The organism is Colwellia sp. KS18-150, from assembly GCF_057551365.1.
Genome location: NZ_BAAJMC010000007.1, coordinates 42804 through 68362, shown reverse-complemented (window position 1 = coordinate 68362; position 25559 = coordinate 42804). Strand labels below are relative to the sequence as shown.

Annotated in this window: 25 protein-coding genes; 2 read left to right on the top strand and 23 right to left on the bottom strand. The window is 38.3% G+C overall.

Going from position 1 to position 25559, the window contains the following annotated elements; translation table 11 throughout:
• Window positions 1–245: 245 nt before the first annotated feature.
• Window positions 246–1664 (bottom strand): ATP-dependent RNA helicase DbpA, encoded by a 1419-nt coding sequence (dbpA, locus tag AC27IF_RS11025; RefSeq protein WP_487054380.1) that lies wholly within the window; start codon window positions 1662–1664, stop codon window positions 246–248.
• 113 nt (window positions 1665–1777) lie between these two features.
• Between dbpA and AC27IF_RS11020 the strand changes: the two genes are divergently transcribed.
• Both AC27IF_RS11020 and AC27IF_RS11015 read left to right on the top strand, forming a co-directional pair.
• Window positions 1778–2191, top strand: coding sequence for a hypothetical protein (locus tag AC27IF_RS11020; RefSeq protein WP_487054379.1), 414 nt, complete (start codon window positions 1778–1780; stop codon window positions 2189–2191).
• Window positions 2192–2398: 207 nt separating this feature from the next.
• The gene (locus AC27IF_RS11015; RefSeq protein WP_487054378.1) at window positions 2399–2557 is read left to right on the top strand and encodes a DUF2986 domain-containing protein; all 159 of its coding nucleotides are present in this window, start codon (window positions 2399–2401) and stop codon (window positions 2555–2557) included.
• Between the two features lie 77 nt (window positions 2558–2634).
• On the opposite strand, the gene AC27IF_RS11010 is transcribed toward AC27IF_RS11015, so the two are convergent.
• From AC27IF_RS11010 to flhA, 22 genes are all read right to left on the bottom strand, one after another.
• Window positions 2635–5745, bottom strand: coding sequence for an efflux RND transporter permease subunit (locus AC27IF_RS11010; RefSeq protein WP_487054377.1), 3111 nt, complete (start codon window positions 5743–5745; stop codon window positions 2635–2637).
• Between the two features lie 15 nt (window positions 5746–5760).
• Window positions 5761–6963, bottom strand: a complete 1203-nt coding sequence (locus AC27IF_RS11005; RefSeq protein WP_487054376.1) for an efflux RND transporter periplasmic adaptor subunit — start codon at window positions 6961–6963, stop codon at window positions 5761–5763.
• A 143-nt stretch (window positions 6964–7106) separates the two neighbouring features.
• The gene (gene hpf, locus AC27IF_RS11000) at window positions 7107–7463 is read right to left on the bottom strand and encodes a ribosome hibernation-promoting factor, HPF/YfiA family (RefSeq protein WP_487054375.1); all 357 of its coding nucleotides are present in this window, start codon (window positions 7461–7463) and stop codon (window positions 7107–7109) included.
• A 221-nt stretch (window positions 7464–7684) separates the two neighbouring features.
• Window positions 7685–8158: a phosphatidylglycerophosphatase A family protein gene (locus AC27IF_RS10995; RefSeq protein WP_487054374.1), complete on the bottom strand. Its 474-nt coding sequence runs from the start codon at window positions 8156–8158 to the stop codon at window positions 7685–7687.
• A 2-nt stretch (window positions 8159–8160) separates the two neighbouring features.
• Window positions 8161–9126: a thiamine-phosphate kinase gene (gene thiL / locus AC27IF_RS10990; protein ID WP_487054373.1), complete on the bottom strand. Its 966-nt coding sequence runs from the start codon at window positions 9124–9126 to the stop codon at window positions 8161–8163.
• A 57-nt stretch (window positions 9127–9183) separates the two neighbouring features.
• Window positions 9184–9600: a transcription antitermination factor NusB gene (gene nusB, locus AC27IF_RS10985; protein WP_487054372.1), complete on the bottom strand. Its 417-nt coding sequence runs from the start codon at window positions 9598–9600 to the stop codon at window positions 9184–9186.
• 10 nt (window positions 9601–9610) lie between these two features.
• Complete coding sequence (ribH, locus tag AC27IF_RS10980) at window positions 9611–10075, bottom strand: 6,7-dimethyl-8-ribityllumazine synthase (RefSeq protein ID WP_487054371.1); 465 nt, start codon at window positions 10073–10075, stop codon at window positions 9611–9613.
• A 104-nt stretch (window positions 10076–10179) separates the two neighbouring features.
• Window positions 10180–10959, bottom strand: a complete 780-nt coding sequence (locus AC27IF_RS10975) for an MlaA family lipoprotein (RefSeq protein WP_487054370.1) — start codon at window positions 10957–10959, stop codon at window positions 10180–10182.
• Between the two features lie 119 nt (window positions 10960–11078).
• Window positions 11079–11438, bottom strand: coding sequence for a DUF2802 domain-containing protein (locus AC27IF_RS10970; RefSeq protein WP_487054369.1), 360 nt, complete (start codon window positions 11436–11438; stop codon window positions 11079–11081).
• A gap of 136 nt (window positions 11439–11574) precedes the next feature.
• Window positions 11575–12069 (bottom strand): chemotaxis protein CheW, encoded by a 495-nt coding sequence (locus tag AC27IF_RS10965; protein ID WP_487054368.1) that lies wholly within the window; start codon window positions 12067–12069, stop codon window positions 11575–11577.
• Window positions 12070–12122: 53 nt separating this feature from the next.
• Entirely contained in the window at window positions 12123–12899 is a 777-nt protein-coding gene (locus tag AC27IF_RS10960) for a chemotaxis protein CheW (protein WP_487054367.1), read from the bottom strand.
• On the bottom strand, window positions 12900–13679 hold the full coding sequence (locus tag AC27IF_RS10955) for a ParA family protein (protein ID WP_487054366.1): 780 nt from the start codon (window positions 13677–13679) through the stop codon (window positions 12900–12902).
• Between the two features lie 62 nt (window positions 13680–13741).
• Complete coding sequence (locus tag AC27IF_RS10950; protein ID WP_487054365.1) at window positions 13742–14749, bottom strand: flagellar motor protein MotB; 1008 nt, start codon at window positions 14747–14749, stop codon at window positions 13742–13744.
• On the bottom strand, window positions 14746–15492 hold the full coding sequence (locus AC27IF_RS10945) for a flagellar motor protein (RefSeq protein ID WP_487054364.1): 747 nt from the start codon (window positions 15490–15492) through the stop codon (window positions 14746–14748). Before AC27IF_RS10945 ends, AC27IF_RS10950 begins: the two co-directional genes overlap by 4 nt.
• On the bottom strand, window positions 15485–16630 hold the full coding sequence (locus AC27IF_RS10940; protein WP_487054363.1) for a protein-glutamate methylesterase/protein-glutamine glutaminase: 1146 nt from the start codon (window positions 16628–16630) through the stop codon (window positions 15485–15487). Before AC27IF_RS10940 ends, AC27IF_RS10945 begins: the two co-directional genes overlap by 8 nt.
• 27 nt (window positions 16631–16657) lie before the next feature.
• On the bottom strand, window positions 16658–18784 hold the full coding sequence (locus tag AC27IF_RS10935) for a chemotaxis protein CheA (protein ID WP_487054362.1): 2127 nt from the start codon (window positions 18782–18784) through the stop codon (window positions 16658–16660).
• A 12-nt stretch (window positions 18785–18796) separates the two neighbouring features.
• Entirely contained in the window at window positions 18797–19540 is a 744-nt protein-coding gene (locus AC27IF_RS10930) for a protein phosphatase CheZ (RefSeq protein WP_487054361.1), read from the bottom strand.
• Between the two features lie 91 nt (window positions 19541–19631).
• Window positions 19632–20015, bottom strand: a complete 384-nt coding sequence (cheY, locus tag AC27IF_RS10925) for a chemotaxis response regulator CheY (protein ID WP_081967698.1) — start codon at window positions 20013–20015, stop codon at window positions 19632–19634.
• Window positions 20016–20083: 68 nt separating this feature from the next.
• Window positions 20084–20803 (bottom strand): RNA polymerase sigma factor FliA, encoded by a 720-nt coding sequence (locus tag AC27IF_RS10920; protein WP_487054360.1) that lies wholly within the window; start codon window positions 20801–20803, stop codon window positions 20084–20086.
• A gap of 94 nt (window positions 20804–20897) precedes the next feature.
• Window positions 20898–21740 carry a MinD/ParA family protein gene (locus AC27IF_RS10915; RefSeq protein WP_487054359.1) on the bottom strand — a complete coding sequence of 281 codons (843 nt, stop codon included), beginning with the start codon at window positions 21738–21740 and terminating at the stop codon, window positions 20898–20900.
• An 85-nt stretch (window positions 21741–21825) separates the two neighbouring features.
• The gene (flhF, locus tag AC27IF_RS10910; protein ID WP_487054358.1) at window positions 21826–23373 is read right to left on the bottom strand and encodes a flagellar biosynthesis GTPase FlhF; all 1548 of its coding nucleotides are present in this window, start codon (window positions 23371–23373) and stop codon (window positions 21826–21828) included.
• Between the two features lie 49 nt (window positions 23374–23422).
• Entirely contained in the window at window positions 23423–25525 is a 2103-nt protein-coding gene (gene flhA, locus AC27IF_RS10905; RefSeq protein ID WP_487054357.1) for a flagellar biosynthesis protein FlhA, read from the bottom strand.
• Window positions 25526–25559: the final 34 nt, after the last annotated feature.

The window sequence follows — 25559 nt, the reverse complement described above, 5'->3', positions numbered from 1 at the left end:
TAGTTAGCTATATTGCATTTTAGCTAAACGAGATTGACATCGTTTAAATTCAAACGCTAACTGTGGGCTTTGATAAAGCTTAGACTTGCTGGAGGGTGCTAGAGTTGTTTTGTTTTTCTGAGATAGGTTAAGTTGAATCGATAACTCAGTTAACGCTATATCTGCTAGCAACTGTGCTTTATCCTCACAAAGCACAGTTGTTTAATTAGCTGTTGATATTGTTTTAACAATCTAAAGATTATTGCTTAAACAGCTAAATGGCGTACTTTAAAACTTCTTCCTTTCATTTTTCCATGGCTCAATTTTTTTAATGCCAGTTTTAGTACTTTTTTATTAACCGCTACGTAAGCCTTAATATCTAACACATTAATTTTACCTACATCAGCACCGTTAATATCACCAAGACCTTTAGCAGTAAGAGCGCCTAATATATCTCCAGGACGAACTTTTTGTTTTTTACCGCCATCTATTTGAATTGTGGCCATTTTTGCTTGTAATCTTGGTTGAGAAAGTAGTTCGCTATTAGGCAATAACTCGGCTTTAATCGTTTGTTCAAGCTCATCTTCAAGTAAACCTACTTTGTAACTTTCTTTATCACTAAAGATAGATAACGCTTTACCTGAGCTACCTGCACGGCCAGTACGACCAATTCGATGAATATGTACTTCACTATCATGAGCAATATGATAATTTATCACTACATCAAGCGAGTCAATATCTAAGCCTCGCGCTGCAACATCTGTCGCAACTAAAATAGACACACTTTTATTGGCAAAGCGAAGTAAGGTTTGATCTCTATCACGTTGCTCTAAATCACCATGTAATGCCAGTACACTAAAGCCATCGTTATGTAATCCCTGACAAACAGCCTGAACTTCTTTTTTGGTATTACAAAAAATGACAGTCGACTCTACTGGGTTTGCCATCAAAAGTAATCGCGTGGCCTCGAACCTTTCATCATTATCATCGACATGGTAAAAGTGTTGATTAATACTGCTTTTATCTTCATTAGCACTCACTTTAACCAAAACAGGATCTGTCATAATGCTTTCGCTGATCACTTTAATTTGTTTTGGGAAGGTAGCACTAAATAATAATGTTTGACGTTCAACCGGCGTACGCTCAATAATATTATCAAGTGCTGCTTCAAAGCCCATCTCTAACATACGATCAGCTTCATCAAGCACAAGTAAATTCAAATCATCAAGTTTTAATGTCCCTTTAATAACATGTTCTTCGATTCGCCCAGGGGTACCAACAATAATATGAGCACCATGCTCTAATGAACCAATTTGAGGGCCAAAAGGTGTACCGCCACAAAGAGTGAGTACTTTAATATTGTGAATTGTACGTGCAAGTTTTCGAATCTCTTTCGCCACTTGGTCCGCAAGCTCTCGAGTAGGACAAAGTACCAGAGACTGAATCCGAAATCGCTTAACTTGCAATTTTTCCAGCATAGCTAAACCAAAAGCAGCCGTTTTACCTGAGCCTGTTTTGCCTTGAGCAATAACATCTTTACCGGCAAGCATAGGAGGTAAGCTTTGCCCTTGAATTGGCGTCATTTTTTCATAGCCTAATGAAATCAAGTTTTTCAATAACTCTTGAGGTAACTTTAAAGATGAAAAATCTAGGTTAGTTTTTTGAGAATCCGTTGAAGAATGCAAGGTGTTACCTCTAATTGTAGCAAGACTTAAAGTGAAATTACTTTCATGAGAAAGTGATTGCGCGCATAATAACAGCAAATTTACCCGAGCCCTAATTTTAACTAACGATGACATTGAAATTTAATCCAAGTTTAGCCAAAGAATGGCAATCCCTGCACAGTAGTCATGAGAAATATGAACATGCTTCATTAATCATCAAACTCTTTAGTGTCGCTCTAACCGTTGTTGTTATGGTTTTGCTGCTACCTAAAGTTCTTGCAGTATGTCTTTTAGCTCTTTTATGGTTACAAGAAGGTATCTGGAAAACCTTTCAATCAAGAACCAGTTCCCGTATTGAAAAGATCGAGCAAGCAATCGAAAAAAGCCAATCGAATGAAAGTGATGAAACTCCATTTCAACATTATTGCCAATGGGCAGATAACCGACCATCTAGCGCTACATTGATTATTAGCTATATTAAAAGTGCTTTGCGTCCAACAGTAATGTACCCATATTTACCCTTAATGATATTAGCCATATTTTACTAGGGTCTGTAGAGCTTTCGGGATTTTATTTGCAGTAAAGATGACCCACAAACGGGGTCGAAGGATTCGGCTAACAGCGATTTTTTCATTGTTGAGTAATGTTTGCTTAGAATGACTAGGCAACACATTACTCGCCGCGAATGATACGCTTTTAGCACGAACAAAATTTAATCACGAAAGATCAACAGGCCCAACTTAAGAGAAAACAAAATGAATAGAAAAAAGAAGATCAACGAAACTTTGAAAAAAAAGCAGAAGAAGGCCAATGCAAAACTGCATAAAAGTAACAAGCCGAAATACATATCTAAAGCTGAACGTGAAAAACAAGCGCTAAAAGATAACCAAGAAGATAACTTAACTGAGTCCTAGATAGAAAATCAGCAATAAAAAAAGGCGATATAAATCGCCTTTTTTATTCACTTAAACCGAGTTCAGGTTAAGTAAGTTTAGTTTGTTGCCTCACCTTTTAACTTTTCACGCATACGCTGCACTATTAAGTAAAAGTATGGAACGAGTAAGGTACCAAATATAGTGGCGGCTATCATACCAGAGAGCACTGTAATACCTAACGATATACGGCTACCAGCACCAGCACCACTAGCAAAAACTAATGGTAAAACACCTAATACAAACGATAATGCTGTCATCAATACCGCTCGAAAACGCATTCTTGCGGCATTTAAAGCAGCATCAAAAATACTCTTACCTGCCGCTCTTTCTTCCATAGCAAACTCAACGATTAGAATAGCTGTTTTGGTGGACATTCCAATTAATAATACTAAGCCTACCTGGGCATAAATATTATTTGCCATACCAACAGTATATAAAGTCAGCATGGCCCCAAAGAGAGCTAATGGCACCGCTGCAATTACAGAAAATGGAATACTCCAACTTTCATACTGCGCAACTAGAAACAAATAAACAAATAAGATAGCTAAACCGAATAAGATAGGTGCTAAATTACCTGCTTCTATTTCTTGTTTAGATTGGCCAGACCATTCATAAATATAACCTTGTGGTAATGTACTTGCCATTTCTTGCATAACATCAATAGCCTGCCCTGATGAATAGCCTAAGGCTGCTTGTCCTGTGATACTAGCACTACGATACAAGTTAAAATGTTTAATGGTTGTAGGGCCTAATATTGGCGTTAATTTAGCGAGCGTTGTTAACGGCACCATATCATTATCTTTATTACGTACATAGTAATGGCTTAAATCTGAAGGTTCTTTCCTAAATTCTGTTTGCGCTTGAATAGTTACCTTATAGATTCGCCCAAATTGACTGAAATCATTGATATATAGTGAGCCTAATTGTGCTTGTAAGGTCATAAAGATATCTGATAATGATACACCTTGAGCTTTTGCTTTATTACGGTCTACTTCCAAAAAGTATTGAGGAACATTCGCTCTAAACGTACTAAACACACGATTTAGCTCAGGTCTTTGGTTAGCATCATAAATAAAGCCATTAAGAACTTCTGCTAACAACGCGGGATCACGTCCTTCACTATCTTGTAATTGAAACTCAAAACCAGAGCTAGTCCCTAAACCTGGAATAGGTGGCGGGTTAAATACCATAATTTGCGCTTCAGGCATCGACCAAAGCTGTCCCATCAGTCGTGGTATTAATTGCCTTAAACCAAGCTCAGGTGCTGTTCTATCATCCCAATCTTTCAAAATGATGATACCTAAACCATTATTTGAGCCTGGGCCACCTAATAATGAAAACCCTCCCACTGAAATAAAGTCTTCAACGGCTGGATCGTTTTTAATAATAGGAACAATTTTATCCATTACATCCGATGTTCTATTTGCTGAGGCTGCATCTGGTAACTGTACATCCACAAACAAATAACCTTGATCTTCATCAGGTAAAAATGCTGTCGGTACAGAAGTACTCAAAACGCCTGCTCCGGTAAATAAAATCAGTACAAATATACCAACTCGAATTAAGCGTTTTAGTAAAAAGTTAACCATTGTAGTATAGCCACCTGTCATCCTAGTGATCAGTGCTTCCATTGGCTCTAGCCACTTTATTGGCTTCATGTTTTTTTCTGACAGCAATACACTACACAAAGCAGGACTTAACGTTAAGGCATTAACTGATGAAATAAGAACAGCAAAAGATATTGTCATAGAGAATTGTTTATACAATTCTCCGGTAATACCTGGCATAAAACCAACAGGTACAAACACCGCTAATAACACTAATGTAGTGGCTATGATGGGGCCAGATACTTGTGACATTGCTTTTTCAACGGCTTCTTTAACTGGTAGTTTCTCTTCTTTTAAGATCCGTTCAACATTTTCAATAACAATTATGGCGTCATCAACAACAATACCTATCGCTAATACCAAACCAAAAAGAGTAATAGTATTAATGGAGTAACCCATTAATAACATAAAGGCGAAGGTACCAACCAAAGACACGGGTATCGCTAATGTTGGAATAATGGTTGCGCGCCAGTTTTGTAAAAACAAGAACACCACTAATATTACTAATCCAACGGCTTGAAATAGAGTAACTTTTACTTCTTCTATGGAGCGATCAATAAACTCAGTAGTATCAAAAGGCACCACATAATCTAAACCATCAGGAAAACGCTCTGCAAGCTTAGCCATTTCTTCTTTTATCAAACGAGCAACTTCAGTCGCATTCGCATCAGGAAGCTGATAAATAACCACGAAAGCAGTGTCATTACCATTTAGTCGGGCTTTAGTTGAATAGTCCTCCGCCCCCAGTTCAATACGCCCTATATCACTTAACCGAACAAAATTACCATTATTGTGTGCTCGGATAATGGTTTTACCAAATTCTTCAGGGCTTTTAAGTCTTCCCTGCGCTTGAATAGAATATTCGAACTGTTGATTAGGTAGTGTTGGACTTGCTCCTAATTTACCCGCAGCAACAATCATATTCTGCTCATTTAACGCTTGTTGTACTTCGGTAATAGTAACGTTGAGTGATGCCATACGATCTGGATTCAACCACACTCGCATACTGTATGTCATTTCACCCATCACCTCTGCAGAAGCGACACCTTTTATACGACCTAACGGCTCAACTAAATAGTTAGAAGCATAGTTACTTAAAAAGAGTTGATCTATCCCTTCTTGCTTGGAATAAAGGTTGATACCAAGCAACATTGAACTCGATTGTTTCTTAACATTCACCCCTTGCCTTGTAACTTCAGAAGGTAGGGAGCTTGTGGCTAAAGCAACACGGTTTTGCACGTTTACTTGCGCAATATCTCCATCAGTGCCAACTTTAAAATACACTGTGATAGTCGCACTACCATTATTCGATGCTGAAGAATCGATATACATCATATCTTCAACGCCATTTACTTGTTCTTCAATAGGTCGAATAATTGACTCTTCGACCACTTGAGCACTTGCTCCTGGATAGACTGCAGTAATTTGTACTTGTGGAGGTGTGATCTCTGGGTACATATTGACAGGAAGCAGTCCCATCGCGATTAAACCTGCCAATGAAATAACGATAGAAATTACAAAGGCAAACTTAGGACGATGTATAAAAGTTTTACTGATCATAAAATCGTCCTTTGATTAAGGGTTGTTACTCTGAGGTGATGACGATGTACCAGCTTCATCAGTAATAACACCTGTTAAATTATCAACAGATTTAGTTACCGCTTTCACTTCAATACCCGGTCGGACTTTTTGTAAACCTTCGATGATAACTTGTTCATTAACACTCAAGCCATCGGTTACCACCCACATAGCATTTATTCGACGTCCTAACACCACATGACGTTGCTTAACCGTGTTATTTTCATCAACTACCAACACAAACTTTCCTTGCTGGTTAGATTGCACTGCAGCTTGTGGTACCAATGCCATAGCTTGTTTATTTTGGCTTTCAGTAAGTAAGGTTACAAATAGGCCAGGTAGAATAATGCCATTGGGGTTAGCAAAAGATGCTCTTAACTCAACAGTCCCCATGCCTTGTTCAATCTTGGTATCAGCAAAATCTAACACCCCTTTCTCAGCATAATCACTGTTATTAGGTAAACGTAAAGATAAATCAATTTTTACTTCATCTGGGTTTTTCGAGTTTTGGTGCTTTTGTAAATAATCTAAATAAAGACTTTCTTCAACTTGAAAGCTCACATAAATAGGGTCTGTAACAGTAAGTGATGCTAATACATCGCTAGTTGGTCCAACAATATTACCTATATTATAGTTTACTTTACCAATACGACCTGAGAATGGTGCTGTTATAGTGGTATAGCTTAAATCCAATTCCGCTCTTTTTAATGCCGCCTCAGCAGACTTAACCGCCGCTTTAGCTTGTGATTCTTCAGTGGTTAATCGATCAAAATCAGACTGAGAAATATAACCATCGCTAATTAGATCTTTAGCACGCTTTAAATTACGCACAGCATTTTCTTCACCCGATTGTTTACTAATCAAATCAGCTTTGGCTTGAGTTAATGATGCTTCATAAGCTGCTGGGTCTATTTTTAATAATAATTGTTCTTTTTCGACAAGAGCGCCCTCTTTAAAGTGCCTCTCAATTAACTCACCCTCAACTCGTGCTCGTAAATTAGCCTCTTTAAAAGCTTCAGTTCTAGCAACAAATTCACGTTGACCACCCACTTCTGCGGTATGTATTTTATAAACTGAAACTGCAGGAGGTGGTGTTTGCCTTGGTTTATCTGCTTCGCCACAAGCAAAGAGTGTTAACGAAAGTAATCCAACTAAGGTGATTTTATATCGTTTAAATAAATGTGAATTGCGCTTAACCATCAAGGCTTCCTTTTGATAAGGGTTGAGTTTTTTTAAATTATTGCACAGCAAGCATTCAAAAGTGTATCTATTTGTTAAAAACAGGTAAAAAAAAAGCTGCGAACCATATTCGCAGCTTTTAATTTGTTAAAAATACTTAAATGTTATGCCAAATTCATCTCTTGCACTTTCTCATGTGCAATGTCTGGAGCAGTACTAACTGGCTTGCTATGTAAATTTGCTTTCAATTGGCCTTTACGATGTTTTAAGGCAGAATCTAGTTTCTTCGCTGCACTGGCAATCGCAGGATACATTACATCATCAGCCGCTTTAGCTGATATTCGTGAGCCTTCATAGTTTGTGGTTAACTCAACCTGATGTTTATTATGCTCTTTAGAAAGTATTACATTAAGTGAAATTAAGGTGGGAAAATGATTAGCAATTTTGGAAAATTTTTCCTCGACATGTTCTCTTATTGAATCAGTAACTTCAACATGGTGACCAGAAAGATTTATTTTCATAAGTATTCCTTTTAACTGTTACTTTTAACTGAAATTATTAACAAGCAGTGTTAACAACTTTTCTATTCAACTACTTTTTAAATAGCCTATAGTAGAGCTGAGGGTAGAAAAATAAAAAACAAGTTGTTTAGTAAACTTTTTTCTCCAACTCTGTTTTTAAATTAGCTTAAAAGCCTGAGAATTGCTATTGATCCAAGTCAATAAATAGATAAAAGATAAGACTAAAAAATTAACTGCATGATAATTAAAGCAAAGAATCCGGCAATAACATCATCAATCATAATACCAAATCCCCCCGCTACTTTTTTATCAATAAAAGAGATGGGCCAAGGTTTAACAATGTCAAAAAACCTAAAGAGTACAAAGCCGACAAGTATCGATTGCCAACTAACCGGAATCATAAACATGGTGATAAAAAAACCAACAAATTCATCCCAAACTATAGCCGGATGATCGTGGACACCTACATCTTCTGCAGCCTTACCACAAATGTAAAACCCGACAATTGTCAGAAAAAAAACGACCAATGCAAAGAGTGGAGCCGAGAGCAAACTTAACAACAGGTACACTGGAATAGCAGCCAAGGTACCAAAAGTTCCTGGAGCTTTTGGGGCTAAACCACTGCCAAAGCCTAATGCTAAAAACTGTATAGGATCGCTTAAGGTAAACTTAACCTTTGCTGAGGGATTTTGCATAGCTATTTTGCTGAAAAATGTTCAAAGCCGCTGCTACTAATTGGCACTGGCTTATTATTTAAGGTAGTCGATATGGTTTGCGAAGCATTGACTTGACCAATACAAGTTACAGGCGTGCCTGCATGAGCTAAAGCGGTTTCCATTCCTACTTTATTATCTTCAGAGATGGTGAATAACAGTTCATAGTCATCCCCCCCTGTTAGTGCTAAATTAATAGCATCTTCGAGTAACAAAGATTCACGCATAATGTTAGATAAAGGTATCGCATCGAGTACTATGTTAGCACCAACGTTAGATGCTTGGCATATATGGCCTAGATCAGCAATTAAACCATCAGAAATATCTATCGCTGATGATGCATACTCCCTTAACGTTTGCCCAGCTAACACCCTAGGTTTTGGAAAATCAAGTTTTGCTCTAATTGGTTCGACATACTCAGACTCTAAACTGACTTCCTGCTTAAGATGCTGAAGAGCGAGCGCAGCATCGCCAACATCACCTGTGACATAAATCCAATCACCTGCTTTAGCACCCGCTCGAGATAAATATTTATGCTCTGGTGTTAAGCCTTGAGCTGTAATGGTAATACTTAAAGGCCCTTGTGTGGTATCACCACCAATAAGCTCAACATTATAATATTCACATAACTCAAAAACACCTTCGCAAAACTCACTAAGCCAAGTGTCATCAACCTCTGGAATAGTAATTGCCAGGGACAACCAACTGGGTTTAGCACCCATAGCGGCTATATCCGATAAATTTACCGCGACAGCCTTATGGCCTATTGCACGTGCAGATGTACCTAGAGGGAAATGAACGCCCGCTACCAAAGTGTCGGTAGTAACCACAATATTTTGTTTTTCCGTGTTAGCAATAACGGCGCAATCATCGCCTATGCCAAGTAAAACATCTTTACGTTTTACTGACTGCTCAGTAAAAAAATGTTTTATTAACTCAAACTCTTTCATAATAGGGGCTTAGTTCTTTGTAATAAAAAGTTAAATAATTAATCTTTAACTATTAAGCTAGTCTTGAGAGCGAACTAATTTGACGACTTTGTCTAGGACACCGTTTACAAATTTATGGCTATCATCAGCAGCGAAAGATTTAGCTAATTCTATCGCTTCATTGATAACCACTCGGTATGGTACATCTTGACAATCACTTAGTTCAAAAACAGCAACACGCAGAATAGCCTTTTCTACTTGATCAATATCATCAATAGGTCGGTCTACATGAGGAGAAATAGCCAAATCGAGTTCGTTTATACTATTGGTAACGCCTCGAAGTAATAGCTGAAAATACTCAATATCAAAACGACGCTTAGCGTTGTCAGTGATAAAATTCACTTCAACATCAGCTACCGAGTTTTGACTAAGTTGCCATGAGTAAACTGCCTGAACGGCTAATTCACGTGCTTTTCTTCTTGGTGAAGGTTTCAAAATATCTATCCTAAATTTGGCTAAGAACGTTAACCATTTCAAGTGCGCCAAGAGCTGCCTCAGCACCTTTATTACCAGCTTTAGTGCCAGCACGTTCAATGGCTTGCTCAATAGAGTCTGTAGTAATCACACCAAAAGAAACAGGAATTTCTGATTCCAAGCAAACTTGTGCAAGACCTTTGTTACATTCGCCAGCAACAAAATCAAAGTGTGGTGTTCCACCACGAATAACAGCACCAATAGCAATAATGGCATCAAAATCACCTTTTGATGCTAATTTTTTAGCCGCTAATGGCAATTCATATGCACCAGGTACGCGTACAACAGTAATATCAGCATCAGCAACACTGCCATGACGCTTTAAGGCATCAACAGCACCTTCTAATAAGCTATCAACAATAAAGTGGTTAAAACGTGATACTACAATAGCGAACTTTTTGCCCTTCGCTTCAAATGAACCTTCAATGATATTCATCTATAATTTCCAAAAATGTGGGTTGAATAAAAATTGGCGCAATTCTAACAAATTGCGCTCAATATAGGTACTCGTTTGTGATCTTAAGTTGATATTTCCTTTGATCATTCATCGATATCGTCAAACTCATCTAAAAATGCATCTATTTCAGCTTCTTCATCTTCATCAATAATTAATGGAGGATTACCGTCATAAAGGCGATAATTCATATTTTGAAAATAAGCATTCTTGATAAATTCATATGGGTCTGCAGATTCCACAACGAGTTGTTCTTGATCTCGAATTGCAGCCCTTTTCTCTAGGCCTAAAATTCCCAAACGTACTAGATTAGGCCATAAATCTATCACTGCAAGCGGCCAATATAAGCCGTCAACATAGTCACCAACCTCTTCTCTTACGGAGCTTGGCCCTAAACCGGGTATGACAAGGTATGGACCATCGCCTATACCGTAACTCCCCAATACTTCACCAAACTCTTCTTGCTCACCTGACCATTCAAAGTCACTGGCAGGATCATAAAACCCAAATAAACCAATAGTGGAGTTAAGCACAAAACGGCCCGTACTTTTTGCGGCGGCTGTAAATTTCAATTGTAGTAAATTATTGATAATGCTTGATGGCTCATTTAGGTTTAGCGCCATATTATATAAGCCAGTACGTAAAAAAGGCGGTGTATAAGTGGTGTAAAGCTCAGATGCTGGCTTAGCGACATATTTATCGGCATAGTCCCAAGTAAAGGTCCAAAAAGGACGGTTAATAACTTCTAAGGGATCGCGAGGGTCACTTACTGCCTCATCATTAGAAGGTGTAGATGAACAGCCACCAAGAAAGATAAAAATTCCTAGCATTGAAAAACGAAAAAAATGGGATACTGAAAAATTCACTGGCCTAAAATCCTTGCCGTTGAGCTACATAAAATTACAAATAGGAGATAAAACGGCTCAGTTTAAATAAATTTAACGGCCTTTGTCTAGCGGTAATTTATCGATAGACTTGGAAAATATTAAGAATGGCTTGTACTTTGATAAACAGACAACAACATTTCAACTTCCGCTGCAGGTAGTTCACACTCATCAATGATTTCTTCAAGCTTGGCACCTTTTTTTGCCAATTTAATCGCTCGTGAATAAAACTTATCTTCTCCTTGCGCCAATTGTAATTGTTCCATGGAAGCCTGATGTTCACCAATTTGGTCTTGCAAGGTTTTAATTCTATGCTCTAGTTGCTTGGAGACTTGGATATTCTCTAATGATGCCTGTTCGTGTTTGGTTATAGTGCTATTAAGATCTCGCTGTAATTGCTCATTTGCCGACTGCAAGTTCGCAATCAGCAATTCAAAGGCCTGTGATTGCGATTCAAGCACAGCAAAATTAACTTTGTTACGGCTAGATAAAAGTATAATTATGATTAAACACACAAGGCTCAATACTAAAGCTAGCACTGATATAATAGGTACAGCCAACATAGACATAGAATTCAATTACTCAGCACTTACGTTACTAAAACTGTTTAAGCTCGTCCCACTCATCATCTGAAAGTAACTTATCTAAATCAACAAGAATGAGTAATTCGCCTTCGCGATTCGATACTCCCTGAATAAATTGAGCACTTTCTTCATTACCAACATTAGGTGCATCATCAATTTCAGAAGCTTTCAAATATACCACTTCAGCAACACTGTCGACCAGTATACCTATCACTTGTTTTTCAGACTCAATAACAACTACACGAGTGTTATCAGTTACATCACATGGCTCCAAGCCAAAACGTGAGCGAGTATCAATAACAGTAACAACGTTACCACGTAAATTAATAATTCCTAGTACATACAATGGTGCGCCGGGTACTGGAGCTATTTCGCTATACCTTAAGACTTCTTGCACTTGCATAACATTAATGCCGTAGACTTCATTTTCTAGCTTGAATGTTACCCACTGAAGCACTTCATCATTTGCATCTACTTTATCACTAGTACTGCGTCTTTCATCTGACATACCACTTGCCTCTTAAATTTTATTTTTAATTAATTGTTTACTTAATAATAGTATTAATCAAGATGATTAATTCCGCTACCTTCATTTAGCAATGCAATCAGCGCATCAACATCTAGTAAGGCACACATTTTATCTTTTACTAATCCTGCTAACCAAGGACGCTTGCTTGAATTATCTAACCATTTAACTTCATCTTGCTTTAATACCACAGTATCCACTAAGTTTTCAGCTAATAATCCCCAGCGACTATCACTTAACATGATAATATATTGATAGTTTAGCGAATTTTTTAGCTCTTCGTCACATTTTTCTGGCATTACCCATAATGCAGTATCAACAACATTGATTTTTTCATCGCGATAGAGCATAACTCCTTTGAACCAATCGGGCTTGCCCATTAATGAAGTTGTTCTACTAACTTTATGAATCCCACCTAGCTCAATTAAAGGTACAGCAATAGTTAAGCCTGCGACATTAAAGAACAATGCCTGAAACTCACCTTGACGATAGCTTTTAGGTGTTTTGACAATAAAGTCGCCACTACTTTTTTGTGTTGTTAACACTTCATCTTCTTCGGTGGTAACTTCTGCTATTTCATCAACGGATTTTTGCTGAGCTTCCCTCTTTGTTGTCGATACCTCTTCAGGTGCTATTTCAAGCTCTGCATTGACATTCTGTAATAATGCCTCTAAACGATTACTTTCCAATACATCTGGTTTTGAATCCTGAGACAATATTTCTTGTTTATCGAGTTCAGGAGTTTCCTCCGTCAATAACTCGGACAGATAATTTGTCATCACCTTTTTACTTGCTGCTAATGGCTTTTCCATTTACTTTCTACTTTTAATAGGTGATTTTAATAAATAATCTAATAAACTTTTATAGGCAAAAACGCCTCGAGAGTTAGCTGCAAAATGAGATGGAACCTTTTGCGCTATACTGGCGTTTCTAAAGTTAGTATCGATAGGGATAACTCCAGGCCATACTTTTGATTTATAAGCATCTTGAAGCTGTTGATAGGCTGAAATAGATGCTTTGGTGCGCTTATCAAACATAGTTGGAACGATAGTATACTGAAAAGGGTTATCTTGCTCACCTTGCATTATATCCATGGTTTTGATCATTCTGTCTAAACCCTTTAAGGCTAAAAATTCAGTTTGAACAGGCACTACTATTCGATCAGAAGCAGCTAACGCATTAACCATTAACACCCCTAGAACGGGTGGGCAGTCTAATAGAGCAAAATCATAATTACTCGCTATTTTTTGCATGGCTTTTTTTAAGACTAAACCCATGCCACCCTTGGCACCAAGAGAGCGATCTAATGTCGCTAACCCCATAGTGGCGGGTAAAATATCAATATTATTATACTGTGTTGGGCATAAGCTTTGTAATATTTGCTCTTTTGAAGAAACTTGTACGAATAAATCATAAACGCTAAGTTCTAGATCTTCTGATTCTATACCAAAATAATAACTTAACGAGGCATGGGGATCAGTATCTACTAATAGCACTTTTTTGCCACACTCGGCCAATAATCCCGCTAAGGCAATGGTTGTAGTAGTTTTACCTACACCACCTTTTTGGTTTGCTACAGTCCAAACTTCCAATAGATATTCCTATTTATTTATGCAAAGCTAATTTTATTCGATAAACGCAGGAAAGTTAATCGTTAGTTTTGTTGATCAACGCCATCTTCACCTGCAACATTTTCGCCCTGCTCAACTGATTCAGCTTCATTTCGCGTAGTAATTCGAATGCCGCCATTTGGTAAACGAATAATTTTCACTTCATTTCCTTCTTCAGCTACAGAAGGCACTTTCTTAATAGCTTCAACATCTTTAATACTGATTGTAGGTGCGCTCAATAGGTTTGACTTTTCCAAACCGTATTTCGAAATGGCGACAACAACTTTTCTATTTTTAGCACGCCCCACTGCTGTTGCGTTATCTGCACTAGGATAATATTGGCCATACCCTTCTATTGCCATTCTCGCAGGGTTCATACCTTGATCTTCTAAAATTCTTAATATAGAGGTAGCTCTATAAACCGATAATTCCCAATTAGATGAAAATATTTCAGTATTAATCGCCTGATTATCAGTATAGCCTCTGACGCGGACAAAGTTAGTAACTTCTCCTAGAACATCATAAATAACAGCTAATATATTTGTGGCTGCATTAGTAGCAGAAGATGAGCCACTTGGAAATAACAAGCCACTGTTCAATTCAATTTCTAACCAGTCACCATCAATTTGTAACTGCGCGTAACCTGATTCAACGATTTCATAAAGCGCAGTGTGCAGTTCATTTTCTAAAGAAGTTAAATTGGTGCCTACTTGTGAATCTGAAATGTTAGAGAGAGTTTTCTCTCCATCTAAAACTTCTGGCCCAGCAACATCTAAAATTCCATTTCCATATAACTTTTTATTAGTTTTACTGGAATTAACGTTAAGAATATCGTCGCCATGGCCTCTATTTTTAGGGAGTAAATCATTAGCTTGAAAAACCCGTCCCACAGACTCTGTGATAGTTTCAAACGGCTTTTCATTTACCATAGCCATTGCGTACAATACAACAAATAATGCGAATAACAAGGTCATATAATCAGCGTAAGATATCAACCAACGATGTACATTGTCTTGTTCTACGCTATGCCTGTTTTTTCGTAGCCGATTCATTGGGCTAGCCTAAAAGCCGATAATTTATTCTCTATTGCATGAGGGTTTTCTCCCTGTGCGATTGAGTGTAAGCCTTCAGAAATCATTTCTCGATACATGGTTTGCTGATGAATGATCGCTCTTATTTTATTGGCGATAGGAATATAAATAAGGTTAGCAAAGCCAACACCATAAATAGTGGCAATAAATGCGGTGGCAATACCTTGCCCAAGCAGCGATGGCTCTGTTAAGTTACTCATGGCATGAATAAGTCCTAACACTGCGCCTAATATGCCAATAGTAGGACTATAGCCTCCCATTGCTTCAAAAATATTAGCAGATCTTAAATTGTGCTCACGATAAATATCAAGATCTAGTTCTAGAGAAACTCTTAAATTCTCAATTTCTACACCATCAACTAATAAATTCAAACCCTTTTGAGTAAATGGCTCTTCTTCATCTAAGGCAATATCTTCTAGCGCAAGATAACCAGATTCACGTGATTTTTCTGCCCATAAAACGATATTATTAATCCCTTCATCAATATCATAAGTAGGAGGAGAGAAAACCCACTTTAGTAAAGATAAAGCATGAAAAAACTGACCACTGGATGACTGCAACATAACAGCACCAAGCGTACCGCCAAAAACAATCACAAAAGCTGGTAGCTCAAATAAAGTAGCAACAGAGCCACCATCAAGCGCAAATCCTAAATAAATAGCCAATATTGCAACGAATAACCCTGCAATACTGAGCTTATCCATGGGAAACTTCCTTGGTAATAGCTTCTGCAATATCCTCTAATGGTAAGGACAATTGTGAAATTCCCGCGATATGAACTGCTTGTGGCATCCCATAAACGACACTAGTTTGTTCATCTTGTGCCCAAATTGTTGCGCCTTTTGCTTTTAACATTCGAGACCCCTCTCTTCCATCAGCACCCATTCCCGTTAAAATAACACCTAACACATCGCCGTTGAAAATTTTAGCTGCAGAACCAAAACTAACATCAACACTAGGCTTAAAGGTTATTTTTGCTGAATTATCATCAATTATTTTGATTTTAGCTGCATTTTCTGTACCACTAATAATCATTTGACGACCGCCAGGGGCTAAATAAGCACATCCAGGCTTAAGTATGTCTCCATCGCTCGCTTCTTTGACTTTTATATTGCATAAAGAATCTAAACGATTAGCGAATGCTTGAGTAAACGTTGCCGGCATATGCTGGACCATAATGATCGGCAATGGAAAGTTTACAGGAAATTGAGTAAGGATCTTTTGTAAAGCAACAGGGCCTCCTGTGGAAGTACCAATAGCCAGTAGCTTATAGTTTTTTCCTGAGGCTTTTTTAAAACTCGATGAGGTAGTTTTAATCTCAGGTTTTTCAGCTCTAGTTCTTGTTAGAGAAGCTTGGGATTTTCGAGTACTAAGAGGTAATGGACTTGTTGTTGAACGAATACTTGAAACTCGTTTCGTGGTTAAGTTACTTTTGGTAAAACTTCGCTTTCTAGCTAGTTGAGCAACACGTTGACGAAGCAAACTTCCTGCCTCATCACTATTCTGCGCAATTTCACTGAACTTTTTAGGTAAAAAATCTAACGCACCGGCTTCAAGTGCTTCTAGAGTAGATTTAGCGCCTTGATGGGTTAGTGAGGAAAACATTAAAATAGCGGTTGGTGATTGCAACATGATTTTTTTCACGGCAGCAATACCATTTAACACTGGCATTTCGATATCCATGGTAATCACATCTGGTTTTAAAGACAGAGCCTTATCAACAGCCTCTTGACCATTTACCGCGACATCAATAACTTCTAATTGTGGGTCTTTATTTAGAATATCTGTGACTCGTCGTCTAAAAAAACTTGAATCATCAACAACGAGTACCTTATAGGCCATCTACTTCCTCTACTTATTCAAAATCAGCTATGAACGCAACTTCTTATTTACCGGTGATTTTTTAGCATAAAACTTTAACATATTTGCGATATCTAAAATTAAAGCAATACCACCATCACTTGTGATTGTTGCGCCAGCCATACCAGGTGTACCATGCAATAATCTATCAAGCGGCTTTATGACAACTTCTTCTTGGCCAATCAATCGATCCACTACAAAGGCAATTTGCTGATTTCCTAATTGAACAATAACAACATGTCCTTTATCACGAGGTTTATCTGTATAATTTCGAACTAACCACTGATCTAAATAAAACAAAGGAATAGCTTTTTCTCGAACGATAATAGTTAACTGACCGTCGACACTATTGGTATTCGTTAAATCAAGGTGGAAAATTTCATTAACAGCGGCCAATGGTAAAGCAAATGTTTGCTCACCAATAACAACCATTAACGTAGGTAAAATCGCTAATGTTAGTGGTACTTTTATTTCTAAGACCGTACCGACACCCATTTCAGAATCAATACTAACGGTACCATTGAGCTGGGTAATTTTAGTTTTCACTACATCCATGCCCACGCCACGACCTGATACCTCAGAGATTTCAGTTTTCGTGGAGAAGCCAGGAGCAAATATTAAACTAAACGCTTCTTTATCTGGCATTTTTGCGGCGGCATCTTCATCAAGAACACCACGTTCAATGGCAATACTCTTTAATTTCTCTGCGTCCATACCTGCGCCATCATCTTTGATGGTTAATAAAATATGGTCACCTTCTTGCGAAGCCGCAAGTATAACAGTACCTTGGCGTGGTTTACCTATAGCCTCACGAGCATCAGGGTTTTCAACACCATGATCGACAGAGTTACGCACCAAATGAACTAAAGGATCAGCTAAAGCTTCAACAAGGTTTTTATCTAAATCGGTTTCTTCTCCCTCAAGTACCAGTTTAATGTCTTTATCTAAACTTCGGGCTAAATCACGTACAACACGTGGAAAACGGCCAAATACTTTTTTGATTGGCTGCATGCGGGTTTTCATTACCGCGCCTTGCAAATCAGTGGTTACTGCGTCTAGATTTGATACGGCTTTATTTAAATCTTCATCATCTGAAGTTAAACCTAAACTTGTTAAGCGATTTCTCACTAACACTAACTCACCAACCATGTTCATTATTTTATCGAGACGTTTAGTATCAACCCTAACGGTAGTTTCGCCCTGCGGTGCGGCTGGTTGGGCAGCCTTACCTTTGCTTGGCGCAGATTTAGCAGGTTTAGCTGCCGGCTTAGCAGTCGTGGAAGCTTGTGGAGCAGGTGAAGGTTTCGATGTCGGTACTTTTGCTGCTGCAACAGGAGGTGTAACTGGGCTAGGCTCACTTGCTTTAGGTGCTTGGCCTTTACCATGTAATTCGTCTAACAGGCTTTCAAATTCATCATCGCCTATTTCATCTGATGAAGAGGTTGTCACCGCCGAGTTGCCAGAACTAGCAGAAAATGCGCCTTGGCCATGCAATTCATCGAGCAGTGATTCAAATTCATCATCAGAAATTTCATCGGAATTATCAGCCGAAGAACTCGTGCTCGTTGGTGCAACTGCAGCAGGTGCTTCAACAGTGCTGGGTGAACCACCACCATGTAATTCATCTAAAAGACGCTCAAATTCGTCTTCACTCATTTCATCATTAGCATCAGCGGCTTCAATTACAGGCTCAGGTACATCAGGCACTGCAACTACGGCTTCAGGCTGTGATGCTGTTTCTTGTCCTTCAGGAACACTTAGGCGGTTGAGCTCAGCAAGTAATGCAGGCTCTGCAGCAACCAATGGTTCCCTGTTTTGTACCAAAGCAAACATGTCATTAACAGTATCAAGCGCAGATAAAATAGTATCCATTAATTCTGCAGTAACTGAACGTTGTCCGTTACGAAGTAAATCGAATATATTTTCTGCGCCATGACAAACATCAACTAATTCCGTTAATGAAAGAAATCCTGCTCCACCTTTTACGGTATGGAAGCCTCGGAAAATTGCATTAAGTAAATCAGCGTTATCAACATCATTTTCAAGTTCAACTAATTGCTCTGAAAGCAATTCAAGTATTTCACCCGCTTCAACTAAAAAGTCTTGTAGAATTTCTTCATCAGCTTCAAAAGACATTCGTAACTCCTATTAAAAACCGAGGCTTGATAAAAGATCATCTACATCATCTTGATCTTCAACAACATCATCTCTATTTTCGGTATTAACTATTGGCCCTTCAACAAGGTTTTCACCTACTTTAGGAGTTGATTGCTCTTCTCCTTCTCCTGAAGTGATACCAAATGCAGTTAACATATTGATCAAACTATCTTCAACTTCACGTACTAGATCAATTACCTTGCGGATAACTTGGCCAGTTAAATCTTGAAAATCTTGTGCCATTAATACGTCAGTCATTAAGCTATGGATATGTTGAGTTTCTTTACCTGTTGTTAGCAGTAAAGTATCAATGTCACCACATAAATCTTTAAACTCTTTTAAGTCAATTTCATTATTCATTAGCTTAGTCCACGCAGGATTAACTGCACGTACTTGGTCAGCAATGTTATCCACTACCGGGAATATTGACTCAACCGCATCCATGGTTTTATTAGCCGCTTCTTCTGTGCGAGTAATAACATAGTTCAATCGTTCTTTAGCATCCGGAATATCGGCCGTTGCTAAGTCATTTAAACGGGAATCTAGCTGAAAATTTGTTAACGAGTCATGAAGTTGACGTGTTAACTTACCTATTTCAGCAAATAATTCTGAGTTGATTGGGTTTTGAATTTCAGCAACAAGCGCATCCGCTTTGTCTTGCTGATCAGTTTCTAAAAACTCAACCAAAGATTTAGCCTGCTCTAAAGAAACACGGCCCATCATTGCGATACTCATGCAAAGTCCTTAACTATTAAACCAAAGCATTACTTTGTTTTATCGGGAAATTTTCATTTACCTTTAGGAAACTCCCCAATAAAAACAAAAACTAAGCTAAACGTTCAAAAATTTTGTCTAGTTTCGTTTTTAGCGTTGCTGCGGTAAATGGTTTAACAATATAGCCATTAACACCTGCTTGAGCAGCCATAACAATTTGCTCTTTTTTAGCTTCAGCAGTGATCAGCAATACAGGAATATGCGATAAACTTGCATCAGCACGTATAGCTTTTAATAAGTCAATTCCCTGCATGCCAGGCATATTCCAATCGGTAACGACAAAATCAAAATCGCCACCTTGAAGCATAGGTAAAGCAGTACTACCATCATCAGCTTCTTGAATGTTAGTAAACCCTAAATCGCGCAACAAATTTTTCACTATTCGTCTCATTGTTGAAAAATCATCAACTACAAGCACTTTCATATTTTTATCCAAGGCACCCTCCGGCGAAACATTCAAGTTTCAAATTAATATATATATTACTAAGTTACTACTTATTCTACTCAACTTTGCCAAGATTGCATACGTGATTTTAAACGATGCATTGCTTGACTATGTATTTGACTGACCCGTGATTCACTCACGTCAAGAACTTGGCCAATCTCCCGTAAATTTAATTCTTCATCGTAGTACAGTGACAGTACTAAAGCTTCACGCTCTGGTAAAGAGGAAATACACTCACTAAGGCCTTTTTTAAAAGCACTATGTTCAATGTCTTGATATGGATCATCTGAGTGAGATGATTCATCAAAATTGATAGCATCTTCACTAACACCAAGATCATCAATACCGAGTATTTTTCCTGTACTAACCTCGCTTAATATATGATGGTATTCATTTAATGAAATATCAAGTTTTTCAGCCACTTCTATATCGGTAACATCTCGGCCTAATTCAGCCTCTAGTTGTTTTATCGCTTCACTTACCATGCGACTATTTTTATGCACAGAGCGAGGAGTCCAATCGCCACGGCGCATTTCGTCTAACATTGCACCACGAATACGGATTCCAGCAAAGGTTTCAAAACTTGCACCTTTGGTATTATCAAAATTATTTGCCGCTTCAAATAAACCTATCATTCCCGATTGAATTAAATCGTCAACGATAACACTGGCGGGTAATCTTGCTAATAAATGGTAAGCAATACGTTTGACTAAGACGGTATGCTGCTCTAATAACACCGTTTTATCAATTTGATTGTTATAAGCATTAGCTTTTGCCACGTTATATCGTTCTCACTCAAAATTTATAGTTTATTTAAAATGGTTACGTTTTCAGTTTAATATATCTACCCTGTTAAGGGTGGTGAATCAATGACTAATAATCAAGTAATTGTTCAATAAAAAACTCTAAATGACCTGAGGCTTGTTTAGGAATAGGCCAATTTGTCACTTTGGTTGCTAAGCCTTTAAAAGCTTTAGCTGCAGGTGACTCAGGGAACGCTTCAACAATGGCCTGTTGTTTTCGTACTGATTTTCGAATATTTTCATCAAAAGGTATGACGGCAACTAATTCAAGCGCAACATCTAAAAACCTATCAGTTACCTTGGTTAGTTTTGCAAAAAGTTGTTGCCCCTCTTTAGGAGTACGTACCATATTGGCAACCACTTTGAATTTAAACACGCCATGATCTCGGCTTAATAACTTCATCAGCGCATAGCAATCGGTAATAGACGTAGGCTCATCGCAAACAACTAGCATCACATCTTGCGATGCTCTAGTAAAGCTCAACACCATATCTGAAATACCCGCTGCTGTATCAACGATGAGTACATCAAACTGAGTTTGCATTTCACTGAACGCGCGAATTAACCCTGCATGCTCTGATGGTGTTAAATCGACCATTGATTGTGAGCCGGAAGTTGCAGGAATAATTTTAATATTACTAGGACCAGTAATAATTATATCATCAAGCTCACATTCACCTGATAACACATGAGATAGGTTACGTTTAACTCTAAGCCCTAACATCACATCAACATTGGCTAAACCTAAGTCAGCGTCTAGCACTAAAACTCGTTTGCCTTGTTGACCTAAAGCTATAGCAGTATTTAGCGATACGTTAGTTTTACCTACACCGCCTTTACCACCTGAAACTGCGATTACTTTAACTTTTTTTAAGTCCTGCATTTTTCTTAAGCCGCTCGCTTGATCTGCCATTAACGTTACTTCTTTGATAATTCTTATTATATTACTTCTTTACAGCCGTGAAGAAAACTACAATTAATAAAACTTATATCTCGGTTTATATAACTGCGGCTGGTGCTATTGGCATTGGCCGAGCAGTTGAATAAGAGGTATTTTTCGCTGACTTACTTGCCATTTTATCAGCAAGCGTAACTAATTTTTCAGCATTTGCAACTTTAATATCTTCAGGCACTCTTTGTCCGTCAGTAAGATACCCTATTGGCAAGCCATTTTGAATTGAAGTTGTAATTATTTCGCCAATACTGACACTTTCGTCCAGTTTAGTATAAATACAACCCGATAATGGTACTTTTTTAAAGCGATCGACATTTTCTTGCATAACTTGTTGTTGACTGTTAGCCGCCATCACTAAGTAATTACGAATTCTAACCCGCGTGTTCGAGACTAAATTGGCTAGATTTTCAGCCAATCGCATATCCCTTTGTCCCATACCTGCAGTATCAATCAGTACTAACTTTTTCTGGCTAAACTGTTGTAATAGTGTATCTAACGCTTGACCATCTTTGGCAAGTTTAACCTGACAACCAATAATTTTACCGTATGTTTCTAGTTGTTCAAATCCCGCAATTCTAAAAGTATCCGTAGAAATTAAAGCGACCTGTTCAGCACCATTTATTTGTGCGAATCGAGCGGCTAACTTAGCTATTGTTGTCGTTTTACCTACACCGGTTGGCCCAACTAAGGCAATAACACCACCACGCTGAATAATATCATTTTGTGTGGTATTTATTTGCTCGCTAATTAACTTAGTCGCCTCTTGCCATGCTTGTACTTCATGGTGCTGTGCGGGAATATAACCCGCTATCTGATCCGCTATTTGTTCATTCAGTCCTAATGCTAACAGTCTAGAAACTAGCACGGCTCTTTGAGGATCTTTTTGTGCCATGTCTTGCCACATTAAACCAGAAACTTGGTGCTCAAGAAGCTGTCTAATCGAAGCCATCTCTTGCTGAATTTTATCAAAATCTTGCTGGTTTACTGACGTTTGCTCTGTAGGTTGCTGGCTGTTTTTCTGTTCATTTAATTGTTTAGCCATTTGCTGAGCTTCAACTGAACTATGTTGCTCAGATTCACTAACTTGCATTGATTCTGTATTTAGCGCAGTAGATGTTTCATCAGGTGCAGGTATCGTCCCATCAGGACTTGAATGACGTAATCTTTCGGTAAAGCTTCGTAATTGTTGCTCAATATCATCATCAGCGTTTACAGAGGCATTTCTTTTATGCTCATCACCAATAGTATGGTTTACTTCTTTAGGTTGCTGCACTTGGCGGCCTAATAAAGCGGACAAACTATCCATTGGGATTTTGGGCTCAGTTCTTCCTGATTCTTCCGCATTGGGAACAGAAGTAGAAGGCGCACTAATATTAACGACATCATTGCTCATTTCACGTGGAAGATCGTCTCTTGTTTCAATGCTAGCCTGAGCTTCAGGTACAGATTGGCTATAATCTACAGCTGCCATTAATTCAACCCCTTCTGGGATTTTCTTATTTGACATAATAACCGCATCTACACCTAATTCTTCTTTAATTTGTGCTAATGCGCTACGCATATCTTTGGCAACAAAACGTCTAATTTTCACAGCTAACCTCTCATTTAGTAACTTACTCGCTCGTTACTTAAGCTATTATTTACTGCCCTATGGCACTAACAATTTTAATCTGTTTATCATCAGGTATTTCTTGATAAGAAATCACCCGCAAGCCAGGAATAGTGTATTTTACAAACTTAGCTAAAACGGTACGTAAAATCCCTGATGTTAATAATATTGGCGCTTCTCCGGCCATTTCCTGCTGTTGAGCACCATCAGTAAGTGATTTTTGTAAACGCTCAGCTAAACCAGGCTCAATGCCCGCGCCATCATCACCTGCCATTTGCATAGACTGGTGCAACATTTGTTCCAACTCAGGCGCCAAGGTTATGACAGGTACCTCTGAAGCAGAGCCTACTAGGTCTTGAATTATAAATTTACGTAAAGTAATGCGCACTGCCGCCGTTAATACTTCAGCATCTTGACTCTTAGGTCCATATTCAACAAGTGTTTGTACGATTGAGCGCATATCACGTACTGCTACCCCTTCATTCATCAGGCTTTGTAGTACTTTTACTACGGTGCCTAACGTTAAGGTATCCGGTATAAAACCTTCAACAAGTTTAGGGTAAGATTTTGCTAGCATATCAAGTAGGTTTTGAACCTCTTCATGACCAAGCAATTGTGATGCATTATTCGTTAGAATTTGGCTTAAATGAGTCGCTAATACCGTTGCCGAATCAACTACGGTATAACCTAATGTTTGTGCTTGCTCACGCTGATTTTGATTAATCCAAACTGCGTCGAGACCAAAAGCTGGGTCTTTAGTAGCAACCCCATCTAAGGTCCCAAAGACTTGTCCTGGATTAATTGCTAATTCTTGATCATGTCTGATTTCTGCGCTACCAATCGTTACTCCCATCAATGAAATTTGATAGCTGTTAGGATCTAAATCTAAATTATCACGAATATGTACGGCAGGTACCAAGAATCCGAATTCTTGTGAGAGCTTTTTACGAACCCCTTTAATACGGCTAAGCAACTCGCCACCTTGCGCTTTATCCACTAATGGAATTAATCGATAGCCAATCTCTAATCCAATTACATCAACATGATTCACATCATCCCAATCAAGCTCTTTTACTTCTTCTTCTTTTTGTTTATTTTGTGCTTGCTCTTCTTGAGCTACCTTTTCAATTTCAACGGCTTTATTTGCCTTACGTTTACTACCCAAATAGGCACTAGCCGCAATAACCGCAGCAAAAAACAAAAAGACAAAATGTGGCATTCCAGGAATAACACCCATGACGAACATGACACCTGCTGCGATATATAATGACTTCTCTTGTCCTAACTGGCTGCTTACTTGTTCTCCCATATCTTGGGAGGTGTTTTGTCTGGTTACAACTATCGCTGTAGCTACTGATAATAATAGACCAGGAATTTGTGCTACTAAGCCGTCACCAATAGTAAGTAAGGTATAAATCTCAACCGCACTATCAAAGGTTAAATCATGTTGCACCATACCAATGACTAAACCACCGATAATATTGATGAACAATATTAAAATACCGGCTATTGCATCGCCTTTTACAAATTTACTCGCACCATCCATTGAGCCATAAAAATCAGCTTCACTGGTCACTTCAATTCGACGCTCTCGAGCTTGCTCTTGATTGATGAAACCCGCATTTAAATCAGCATCTATCGCCATTTGCTTACCGGGCATTGCATCTAGAGTAAAGCGAGCAGTCACTTCAGCAATACGACCCGCACCTTTAGTGACAACGACAAAGTTAATGATAATTAGGATTAAAAATACCACTAAACCAACAGCGTAATTTCCACCTATGACCACTGAGCCAAAAGCTTCAATTACCTTACCAGCAGCGTCAGTACCTTCATGCCCTTCTAATAGAACCACACGAGTACTGGCGACATTGAGTGCTAAACGCAATATTGTTGCAATAAGAATAACAGATGGGAACGAGCCAAACTCGAGTGGCTTTAGGGTGTATACCGTAATGAGAAGTACAACCAGAGATAAAGCAATATTGAAGGAAAAGAGCACATCCAAAAGCCATGCCGGCATCGGTAAAACCACCATACCGAGCGCAGCCATAACGAGTAAAGGCGTACCTAAACCGGAAAAATGGCTTAATTTTGTTTGTTTAAATTGATTGATATAGGTGGTTAATTGCATTCGTTACTGCTAGCTCTTAATGATAATTTTTTGA

Excerpts from the sequence above, each read along its gene's own strand:
- AC27IF_RS10995 (WP_487054374.1), bottom strand. The coding sequence starts at position 8,158 with ATGCAAAATCCCTCAGCAAAGGTTAAGTTTACCTTAAGCGATCCTATA.
- ribH (WP_487054371.1), bottom strand. The coding sequence starts at position 10,075 with ATGAATATCATTGAAGGTTCATTTGAAGCGAAGGGCAAAAAGTTCGCT.
- AC27IF_RS11005 (WP_487054376.1), bottom strand. The coding sequence starts at position 6,963 with ATGGTTAAGCGCAATTCACATTTATTTAAACGATATAAAATCACCTTA.
- thiL (WP_487054373.1), bottom strand. The coding sequence starts at position 9,126 with ATGAAAGAGTTTGAGTTAATAAAACATTTTTTTACTGAGCAGTCAGTA.
- AC27IF_RS10945 (WP_487054364.1), bottom strand. The coding sequence starts at position 15,492 with ATGGATAAGCTCAGTATTGCAGGGTTATTCGTTGCAATATTGGCTATT.
- AC27IF_RS10930 (WP_487054361.1), bottom strand. The coding sequence starts at position 19,540 with ATGAGTATCGCAATGATGGGCCGTGTTTCTTTAGAGCAGGCTAAATCT.
- hpf (WP_487054375.1), bottom strand. The coding sequence starts at position 7,463 with ATGAAAATAAATCTTTCTGGTCACCATGTTGAAGTTACTGATTCAATA.
- AC27IF_RS10915 (WP_487054359.1), bottom strand. The coding sequence starts at position 21,740 with ATGGCAGATCAAGCGAGCGGCTTAAGAAAAATGCAGGACTTAAAAAAA.
- AC27IF_RS10935 (WP_487054362.1), bottom strand. The coding sequence starts at position 18,784 with ATGTCTTTTGAAGCTGATGAAGAAATTCTACAAGACTTTTTAGTTGAA.
- AC27IF_RS11015 (WP_487054378.1), top strand. The coding sequence starts at position 2,399 with ATGAATAGAAAAAAGAAGATCAACGAAACTTTGAAAAAAAAGCAGAAG.
- AC27IF_RS10960 (WP_487054367.1), bottom strand. The coding sequence starts at position 12,899 with ATGGAAAAGCCATTAGCAGCAAGTAAAAAGGTGATGACAAATTATCTG.
- AC27IF_RS10950 (WP_487054365.1), bottom strand. The coding sequence starts at position 14,749 with ATGAATCGGCTACGAAAAAACAGGCATAGCGTAGAACAAGACAATGTA.
- flhA (WP_487054357.1), bottom strand. The coding sequence starts at position 25,525 with ATGCAATTAACCACCTATATCAATCAATTTAAACAAACAAAATTAAGC.
- AC27IF_RS10940 (WP_487054363.1), bottom strand. The coding sequence starts at position 16,630 with ATGGCCTATAAGGTACTCGTTGTTGATGATTCAAGTTTTTTTAGACGA.
- AC27IF_RS10965 (WP_487054368.1), bottom strand. The coding sequence starts at position 12,069 with ATGTCAGATGAAAGACGCAGTACTAGTGATAAAGTAGATGCAAATGAT.
- AC27IF_RS11010 (WP_487054377.1), bottom strand. The coding sequence starts at position 5,745 with ATGATCAGTAAAACTTTTATACATCGTCCTAAGTTTGCCTTTGTAATT.